The following is a 9,170-nucleotide window of genomic DNA, read 5'->3' on the forward strand; positions in this document are numbered from 1 at the left end:
GAACGGGGCCGGCGCACAGCGCGTCGGGCGCGCGCCTCGCCGAGCTCGCTCCCACCCTCGGCGGCACACCCGCCGGTCGACCGCGCGACGTCGCCGTCAGCACCGCGCGCAGGGCTCGGCAGACGGCCAACGCGAGGGTTGTAGCGTGACGCCCATGGAACTCCCGGGAAGTATCACGCGGCAGGCGGGGCCTCCCGCGTTTGCCGGCGGGACGGAGTACGACGGGCCGGCCTCGGCCGGGCGACCCGGCCCCGTCGCCGCCGAGTTCCCGGAACTCGGTCGAACGAAGCGGCGCGGCTCACGCCCAACTGCCGGGAGTTCGTTGCGCGGTGGGCCACCTGCGAGCCGGCCGTGTGCCACGAGGAGGGCAAGGGGATCGCCACGGCAGACCCCGTCCGCCTTCGCCACACCACACCATCGACCTGTCCGCCTTCGGCACACCGAGCACTGATCGACGACACCGTCGGGCGTGAAATCCGACGGACAGGGAAGGAACAACTGCCGTGACCATGCCTGAATTTCGCGACGTGTTCGAACTCGGCACGGACGGCCCCCGGGCCGTACTCGCGGCCATCGACGGCTCGCGCACGTCGTTGCGGGCGGCCGACTACGCCCTCGGACAGGCCCGACGTTCGGGGGCGGAACTCGTCTCCGTCTACGTCCGGGTGTCGTCGGCGCTGACGATGTCGGTGCCCGGCGGCGCCGAGGCCGCCGAGGTCGCGAACGATGCGAGCGTCACCGAGATCGTCGACTACCTCACCCGCCGAGCCGACGAACTCGGCGTACGCCACCGTTTCGTGGAGTTGCGCGGCGACGTCGCCCGCGAGATCGCCAACCTGGCCGACGAGGTCCGTACCGACTCGGTGGTCGTCGGCGCCTCCGAACAGTTCGGCCACAAGATCGCCGGCTCGCTCGCGGTACGCCTGGTCCGCACCGCCCGCTGGCCGGTCACGGTCATCCCTTAGACCGGCCCCCCGACCAGGCAGGTCCCCGCGTACCCAGTTGTCCTCGTCGCCGACGGCGTGGTTCGCGCCGGCATGGTGATCTTGTACCCGTTCCGGCGGGCGGACAGGTTGGGCTCTCCGGTGGGTCGGGTGCGGAGCCTTCGTGCGGCGCCCTGAAGCCCGCATGGTCGTGTTCTCCTGGCTCGCCCGGTACAACCATCGGCGCCGCCATTCCGCACTCGGCCACATCAGCCCAATCGAGTTCGAACAACGCACAATCACATCAGGCAACCTGAACTTGGTTGCTCAATGATCGAGTTCCTCACCGGTGAAGCTCACTGTCCGCCCTCGGCGGCCGGCCCGTAGGCGGGTTCCCACATGGCGTCCCTGACGGCCTGCACCGGATCATCGATCCGGACGGCGGCCACCTCGTCCTCGACGGCTGCCTGGATCACCGCCAGTGCGATCGTCGCCGATGAGGCACGCAGGTTCTCCACCGGTGGCAACAGCGGGCCTTCCCCGCCGGCGGGCCGGACCTGTCCGGCGACCGCTTCGGCGGCGGCTCGCAGCATGCGCGGGGTGACCCGCTCTGCCCGGGAGACCACTACACCCAGGCCGAGTCCGGGGTAGACCAAAGCGTTGTTGGCCTGGCCGATGACGTACCGGACTCCGTTCAGCTCCACGGGGTCGACCGGAATGCCGACGGCGCACAGGACTCGGCCCTTTGTCCAGGCCAGCAGATCGGCAGGCATCACCTCGATCCGCTCGGTGGGGTTGGACAGAGGGAAGATGATCGGGCGGTCGACGTGCTTGGCCATCTCGGCCACGATCTCCTGGGTGAAGGCGCCGTGCACGGTCGACGTGCCCACCAAAATCGTGGGCTGCACGTGCTGCACGGTCGTCAGCAGGTCGATCTGCCCATCCTTGGCCCAGTCCCCGACCTCCGACGCCGGACGGGCATAACTCCGCTGGTAATCCCGCAGTTCCTGCATGTCGTCCAGCAGCAGCCCCTGCTTGTCGACCAACCAGACGCGCTTGGTCGCTTCCGCCTCGTCAAGGCCGTCGAGGATCATGGACTCGCGCAGCTGATCGGCGATACCCACCCCTGCCGTACCTGCGCCGTACACCACCACCCGCTGCTCACGGAACGGCACTTTGGTGAGTTTCAGCGCCGAGATCGCCGCGGCCAGGATGATGGTTCCTGTGCCCTGCATGTCGTCATTGAACATCCGGTAGTTCCGGCCGTACGTCTCCAGGATGCGCCGGGCGTTGCCGGGCCCGAAGTCCTCGAAGTGCAGCAGGGCGTTCGGGTACAAGGACGAAGCCGCCTCCAGATACGTCTGGACGAACTCGTCGTACCGCGCACCGCGGACACGGCTGTGGCGCACCCCGAGATACAGCGGGTCGTTGAGCAGTTCCTCGTTGTCCGTGCCGACATCGAGGATCACAGGGATGCAGCGGCCGGGGTGGATCCCTGCCGCGGCCGTGTAGACCGCGAGCTTTCCCACGGAGATCTGAACGCCGTTGACGCCCCAGTCACCGATGCCGAGGATCTCCTCCGCATCCGTGACCACCAGTAGATCCACGCTGTCACCGGCCAGGCCGAGCGCCTCCAAGGACGGCCGTACATCCTCGGCCCGGTCGATCGACAGATACACACCGCGGGGGCGCCGGTATTCGTGGCTGTACTTCTTGATCGCCTCGCCCACAGTCGGGTCGTAGACGATGGGCATCAACTCGGCCAGGTGGTCCGCCAGCAACCGGTAATACAACACTTCGTTGCGGTCGTGCAACTGCTCCAGGTAGACGTTCTTCGCCAGATCGTCCGGCTGCTGCTGCAGTTGCTCATACGCCCGACGCGTCTGCTGTTCCAACGTGAGCACGGCATCCGGTAGCCGCCCCACCAGCCCTAGACGCTGCCTCTCCTCCACGCTGAACGCGGTTCCCCGGTTCGACAGGGGGTCAGTCATGACTCGTGGCACCCCAGGGCCATGCATATCCGACATTTCGACTCCACTGATTTGACCCTGCCCCTGTCCACCTTCATCCGGCCTCCACTGGTCCGCAACCGCTTGCCACCAGGCACCCCGGCCGGGTGACTACCGCGCTCTGCCCCGCCGAGACCGATTGCCCCTCCCCTGCGGCCGCGATCGGCCGCGATCGGCCGCCTGGACGCGGGCCACGCCCGGTTCGACGCGCCTCATGCCGGCCTGAGAGCCATCTTCCGCCGCGCAGACTGCCCGTGCCGGCGGGCCTTCCCGCCGCCGGCGGCTGCGCTGCTCGCGCTGGAAGCGGACCGTTCGACGCCCATGTCTTCGAGTCGGCCAACGGTGGCACGGACAGCCGCCCGCCGGCGGTGACGCCCGCTGCGGCGGTCGGCCACAGCTGCCCCAGCGTCCCGGCGGTGGCCGGCCGTGCATGGTGAAGCCGTCCGGCAGGATCGCCCCGGCGACCGTGAACAACAGCGCCCCAAGGCCACAAGCAGAAGAACTTCACCGGGAACCCGCTCGACCTGCTGCATCCCTACGCGCTGCTCGGCGGACTGGTCACACTGGCGCTGCTCACCTTCCATGGCGCCGCCTTCGCCGCTCTCAAGACCACCGGCGACATCCGCCTGCGCTGCCGTCGGTACGCAACCGTGCTCGGTCTTACGACCGCCGGCCCGGCCCTCACGTTCCTCCTGTGGACTCAAGCCCTCAACGGCGGCGCCGGTAGCCTCGTCGCTCTCATCGTGACGCTCGCGGCGCTGCTCGGCTCGCCGGCCGTCGGCCGGGCCGGTCGTGACGGGTGGGCGTTCGGTCTGTCCGGGACCGCCGTGGTCGCGGCGGTCACCATGCTCTTTCTCGTGCTGTTCCCCGACGTCATGCCGTCCAGCACCGACCCGCGGTGGAGCCTGACCGCAGCCGACGCGTCCGCCAACCCATACGCACTGAAGGTCATGACCTGGCTCGCGCTTGTCGTCACCCCAGTGGTCATCGCCTACCAAGCATGGACGTACTGGGTATTCCGCCGCCGTATCGGTACGCAACACATCCCGCAGCCCGGATGAGCCCGCGGCCCGGCGACTCCCGAAACACCGTCAGGATGCCAACGGCAATGGTGGAACCCGTTCGGCTGGACCTGGAAGAAGCACGGCACGAAGGTGCGGGATCGGCATCACAGGCACCTGACCGGGCACGCGACAGCCCGCCGCCCACCGCAGCCGGCGACCGACCGTCCCCGTGAACATGCTGGTCCTGCTCGCCGACGCCGACGGCCATTTCACGCCCGGCGGAACGGATACCAGAGCTGCACTCGCCCGCGCCCGCGAACGCGGCGGCTTCGTCCGGTTCGACCGTTGCGGCCCTGGCGGCATGCCGCCCGTCGCGCGGTTGCGGCACCCCAAATGGGCGCTTGTAATCGATGGCATGAGCGAACAAAAGCAGGTCATCGCTCCTGTCCTGATCAAGGACGTGCGTGTCTTCGACGGGGTGAGCGACCAGCTCGGCGCCGCGCGGTCGGTCTACATCGCGGACGGGAAGATCGCCGAAGAACCGAAGAGTCCACCGCCGGGCACGACGGTGATCGACGGGGGCGGCCGGGTCCTGATGCCGGGGCTCAGCGACGCGCACTCCCACCTGTTCCTGATGGGCAGCACCGTGGCGGAGCTGATGACCGGGGCTTCCGGTCTGCCCTACTACCACGCGGCGTACCAGGCCGAGCAGATGCTGATGCGCGGGTTCACCACGATCCGCGACGCCGGCGGTGACGTCGGTGCCCTCAAGCAGGTCATCGACGCGGGGCTGGTGGCCGGCCCGCGCATCTACCCCAGCCAGGCGATGATCTCCCAGACCAGCGGCCACGGTGACTTCTCCGCCGTCTACGAGTCGGCGACCACGTTCGGCGGTCCGCGCCCCCGCGCCGAGCAGTTGGGCATCGTGCGGGTCGCCGACGGCCGCTCCCAGGTCCTGGCCGCGGTGCGTGAGCAGTTGAAGCGGGGCGCCTCGCAGATCAAGGTGATGGCCGGCGGCGGCGTCAGTTCCGACTACGACCCGCTGGAGACCGTGCAGTACACCGAGGACGAGATGCGGGCCGCGGTCCAGGCCGCCGCCGACTACGGCACCTACGTCCTGGTCCACGTCTTCAACGTCGCCGGCATCCGCCGCGCCATCGAGGCCGGCGTGAAGTCGATCGAGCACGCGATGCTCGCCGACGAGGCCACCATCAAACTGATGGCGGAGCAGGACGTGTGGTTCAGCGCCCAGCCATTGGAGGAGAGGGACCACCACTTCGCCACCGCCAACTCCACGAAGAAGAACCATGACGTCTGCGAGGGTGTGGCGCAGACGCTGGCCTGGGCCCGCAAGCACAAGGTGAAGATCGCCTTCGGCACCGACATGCTGTTCGACCCGGCCGAGGCGTACATGCAGAGCGTGCTGTTCACCCGGCTCGCGACTCGGTTCGGCTTCACCCCGGTCGAGGCCCTGAGGATCGGCACCTCCGGCAACGCCGAGCTGTTCCGGATGTCCGGCTCGCGCGACCCGTACAAGGAAGCGCCCCTGGGCGTCATCCAGCCCGGCGCCTGGGCCGACGTGCTGCTGGTCAACGGTGACCCGACAACCGACATCGGCCTGCTGGCCGATCCGGGGAAGAACCTCGCCGTCATCATCAAAAACGGGAAGATCCACAAGAACCAGCTCAGCTGACGACGTGGAAGGGCACGCCCCCGAGCCCGGTGCAAAATCTCCACGACTTGCTGCCCGGCGGGCATTCGACGATCGCCATGAGTGTGGTCGCGGCCCTGCCGATCGTCCTGTCTTGCCGCTGGAGGGTCCCGGTGGCCTTGCCCGCCTTGCCGTCCCCGCTTTCGCTGCAGCCCACCACATCATCCTCACCCAAGGCGCCGACATGAACATCCAGGACCTGTACGAGGACATCGACCGCCGTGCCGCCGCCATCGCCCCGCAGGTGATCGTCTGGCGGCACCACGTCCACGCCAACCCCGAACTCTCCAACCGGGAGAAGGACACCGCCGCGTACATCACCGACAAGCTCCGGGCCCTGGGCTTGGACGAGGTGCGCACCAACATCGCCGGACACGGCGTCGTCGGTGTGCTGCGCGGCGGAAAACCCGGCGATCGGGTGATCGCGCTGCGCGCCGACATCGACGCGCTGCCGATGCCCGACGAGTCCGGCGTGGACTTCGCGTCGAACGTCGTCGACCACGACTACCCCGGTGGCCCGTTCCCCGTCTCGCACGCCTGCGGCCACGACTGCCACGTCGCGATGCTGCTCGGCGCAGCCACCGTCCTGGCCGGCGTACGCGAAAACCTGTCCGGCACCGTGCTGTTCGTCTTCCAGCCGGCCGAGGAGGGTCCGCCGGTGGACGAGACGGGCGGTGCCCAGGCGATGCTGGACGCCGGAGCGCCGGCCGACCCCGAACCGACGATGGTGTTCGGGATGCACGTCGCCCCGGCTCCCAAGGGCGTGATCGCCTACCGGGTCGGCAACCAGTACGCCGCGTCCTGCCTGGTCGAGATCACCATCAGCGGCGAAGGGGTGCACGGCTCCTCCCCCTGGCTGGGCGTGGACCCGATGCCCGCGGCCGGGTCGATCATCACCGGCGTCGGCCGGCTGTACCGCCAGGTGCCCGCGTACGACCCGGTGACCGTGTCGATCGGCCATGTGGAGGACGAGGGCCGGTTCAATCACAACCCGGGGTTTTACGCCGATGACGACACGCTGGTCAGCGGCGTACGCATGCACGCCAACATCGCCGTCGACCACCTGTCCGGCGTGCTCAAGGTCTGACGCCCGCCGACGAGGCCGCGGACACCGTCCCGGGCCCTCTTGATCAGCCGAGGTGACAGCGGGTGTCGGCATCTGCCTCGCGTCGTCTCCGATGGACGAAGACATCCCCCGGGGCCGATCCGGCAAGCGTCAGATCGCCGCCAGCTCGGCGGCGAGTTCGTCCAGCCCGAGGGAGCCCTGCGAGATCGCGGCCATGTGCCAGGCCTTGAGGTCGAAGGCGTCGCCGTGGGCCTTGCGTGCCGCCTCCCGGCCCGCGAGCCAGACACGCTGGCCGAGCTTGTAGGTGATGGCCTGCCCGGGCAGGCTGAGGTAGCGGACGATCTCGGCGTCGAGCTGGTCGCCGGGCAGCCCGCAGTAGGCCCCGTAGAACTCACGGGCATTGCCGGGCGTCATCGGCCGGCCCGCGAAGACGGGCGATGCCGCGGGAAAGGCCGGCCCGGCGTGCATCCCGATATCGATGATCACCCGCTGGACGCGTTCCATCTGCGCGTTGAGGTAGCCCAGCCGGATGCCCGGGTCGTGGGCGTAGTAACCCAGCTCGTCCATGAACTGTTCGGCGTACATCGCCCAGCCCTCGGCGTTGGCGGCGACGAAGCCCATGGTGCTCTGGTAGACGGTGAGTTCCTTGGCCAGGTAGGTCCACTGGCCCAGTTGCACGTGATGACCCGGAACGCTCTCGTGGAACCACAGGTCGACCAACCGCCACACCGGGAAGTGGTCCTTGCCGCCGGTCGGCAGCCAGGTCCGGCCCGGACGGGAGAAGTCCACGGCCGGCGGGCTGTAGTAGGGGGCGGCGGCCGACGCCCCGGCCGGGGCGATCATCGCCTCGACCTTGAGCAGCGGCGCGGCCAGGTCGAAATACTTTCCCTGCATGTCGCCGATCGTCCGGTCGATCTGCTTCTGCAGGTAGGCACGGATGGCGTCGGTTCCCTCGTAGGCCGCACCGTGTTCGTCCAGCCAGGCCATGGCCTCCAGCGGCGCCGACCCGGGCAGTACGGTCTGCGCGACCTCCCGCATCCGGGCCTCGATGTCGGCGAACTGTTCCCACGCCCAGGCGTAGGCCTCGTCCAGGTCCAGGTCGGTGCCGCACCAGTAGCGGACCCAGCGCGCGTACCGTTCCCGCCCCACCGTGTCCGGCTGCCCGGCCGCGGCCGGCGCGTACACCCGGCCCAGCCAGTCCTTCATCTCACCCATGGCCGCACCCGCCGACGCCGCCGACGCCTGCACCTCGGGCCGAACCGGCCCCGGCGCGCCGGCGGCGAAGTCCCCGAACCAGCCGGCGGGGCTTTTCCCGGACAGCAGCTGGTCCAGCTGGTCGAGGACGGCGCCGACTTGCCGGGGTCCGCACAGCACGCCGCGGCCGATCGCCTCGGTGAGGGTGGCCCGGTACTGCTCAAGGGCCCGGGGCACGTTCGCCATCCGGCGGCCGATCACCTGCCACGCCTCGGCGGTGTCCACCGGCATCAGGACGATCATGTCCCGGATCCCCAGCAGGGGTGAAGCCGACGGCGCGGTCAGCGTCATGACGTTGAAGGGCAGCACGGACCGCCGGTCCTCACCGGCGTCGCGCAGGGCGAGCTCGGCGGTCAGGCGTTCCCGAAGCAGCTTTCCGCAGCGCTGTTCGCCCGCGTCGGCGGCTTGGCCGGAGTTCTCGGCGGCGTCCAATTCGGTTAGCGTGCGCCGCGCCAGGTCCGCGACTGCGGCCAGTCCGTCCGGCGACAGGTCCGCGAGTTTGCCCTCGGGGGTGTCCAGGCCGGTGCGCAGCGCCAGATACGGGTCCAGCGCGGCCAGCGCGTGGACGTATCCGTCGGCGACGGCACGGGGCGTGCGGACCGGGGTGGCGGGGGTGGTCGGGCCGGTTTGCTGGGACATCGCGCGCTTCCCTTCAGGGTGGGCGGTCAGCGCTCGATCGGCGGACGATCGACTACGGGAAGAATATGGTTGTTCGCGTTATTTACCCACATATAGATCGCTTGTCCGGGGTGGTCCGTGCGCCGGGGCCGGGCGCCAACGCCGCGACGGCGGTCGTGGGAGATTCCGGCACGGCTGTGGGGAGTCGGGACCCGCGCCGGTTGGCATGCGAACCCTCGTGCGTGGGTTCATGGATGCGGACACGGGTTTTGTGATGACCGACGAGTGACCAGATCAGCAGTATCCGGTGGTCTTTACGGCCGACCACGTCGGGCAACTCCCGCCGCGCGAGTTCGACCGCGGCGGCATCGGTGCCGGCCTCGCCGACCACGACGAACCCCGGCGCGGCGGCCACGATCCCGCACAGGCCCACCCGCACCAGCGTCCGGTCGTCCGCGACCAGAACCCGGACGCTCACCGCGTTCCCCACCCGGCCGACGGCAGCACGGCGGCGACCCGAAAGCCCCGAGCCGGCAACGGCCCGGCGCCGAACGCGCCGCCGTACGGTCCGACCCCCTCGCGGAC

7 protein-coding genes and 2 pseudogenes are annotated in these 9,170 nt (G+C 69.5%); 5 read left to right on the plus strand and 4 right to left on the minus strand.

Annotated elements, in window-relative coordinates:
* The first annotated feature begins 509 nt into the window (after window positions 1–509).
* Entirely contained in the window at window positions 510–965 is a 456-nt protein-coding gene (locus GT354_RS13730) for a universal stress protein (protein WP_161356590.1), read from the plus strand.
* Between the two features lie 139 nt (window positions 966–1,104).
* Window positions 1,105–1,257, plus strand: a pseudogene (locus GT354_RS13735) (integrase core domain-containing protein); the annotation flags it as partial.
* 22 nt (window positions 1,258–1,279) lie between these two features.
* On the opposite strand, the gene GT354_RS13740 reads toward GT354_RS13735, so the two are convergent.
* A complete protein-coding gene (locus GT354_RS13740) occupies window positions 1,280–2,914 on the minus strand; it encodes an NAD-dependent malic enzyme (RefSeq protein ID WP_202511866.1) in 1,635 nt (544 codons plus the stop codon).
* A gap of 521 nt (window positions 2,915–3,435) precedes the next feature.
* Here GT354_RS13740 and GT354_RS13745 point away from each other — a divergent pair.
* Both GT354_RS13745 and GT354_RS13750 read left to right on the plus strand, forming a co-directional pair.
* Window positions 3,436–3,993: pseudogene (locus GT354_RS13745) on the plus strand (cytochrome d ubiquinol oxidase subunit II); the annotation flags it as partial.
* 178 nt (window positions 3,994–4,171) lie between these two features.
* Window positions 4,172–5,629, plus strand: a complete 1,458-nt coding sequence (locus GT354_RS13750; protein ID WP_237534779.1) for an amidohydrolase family protein — start codon at window positions 4,172–4,174, stop codon at window positions 5,627–5,629.
* On the opposite strand, the gene GT354_RS13755 is transcribed toward GT354_RS13750, so the two are convergent.
* Window positions 5,622–5,804, minus strand: a complete 183-nt coding sequence (locus tag GT354_RS13755; protein ID WP_161356587.1) for a hypothetical protein — start codon at window positions 5,802–5,804, stop codon at window positions 5,622–5,624. The two genes, GT354_RS13750 and GT354_RS13755, sit on opposite strands and share 8 nt — an antisense overlap.
* Window positions 5,805–5,831: 27 nt before the next feature.
* On the opposite strand from GT354_RS13755, the gene GT354_RS13760 reads away from it, so the two are divergent.
* The gene (locus GT354_RS13760; protein WP_161356588.1) at window positions 5,832–6,734 is read left to right on the plus strand and encodes an amidohydrolase; all 903 of its coding nucleotides are present in this window, start codon (window positions 5,832–5,834) and stop codon (window positions 6,732–6,734) included.
* A gap of 129 nt (window positions 6,735–6,863) precedes the next feature.
* Here the strand turns inward: GT354_RS13760 and GT354_RS13765 are convergent, their stop codons facing one another.
* Entirely contained in the window at window positions 6,864–8,606 is a 1,743-nt protein-coding gene (locus GT354_RS13765) for a DUF885 domain-containing protein (RefSeq protein WP_161356589.1), read from the minus strand.
* A gap of 82 nt (window positions 8,607–8,688) precedes the next feature.
* Window positions 8,689–9,063: a hypothetical protein gene (locus GT354_RS52570; RefSeq protein ID WP_202511868.1), complete on the minus strand. Its 375-nt coding sequence runs from the start codon at window positions 9,061–9,063 to the stop codon at window positions 8,689–8,691.
* Between the last annotated feature and the right edge of the window lie 107 nt (window positions 9,064–9,170).

The sequence above is a fragment of the Streptomyces sp. SID3343 genome (assembly GCF_009865215.1).
Lineage (GTDB): Bacteria > Actinomycetota > Actinomycetes > Streptomycetales > Streptomycetaceae > Embleya.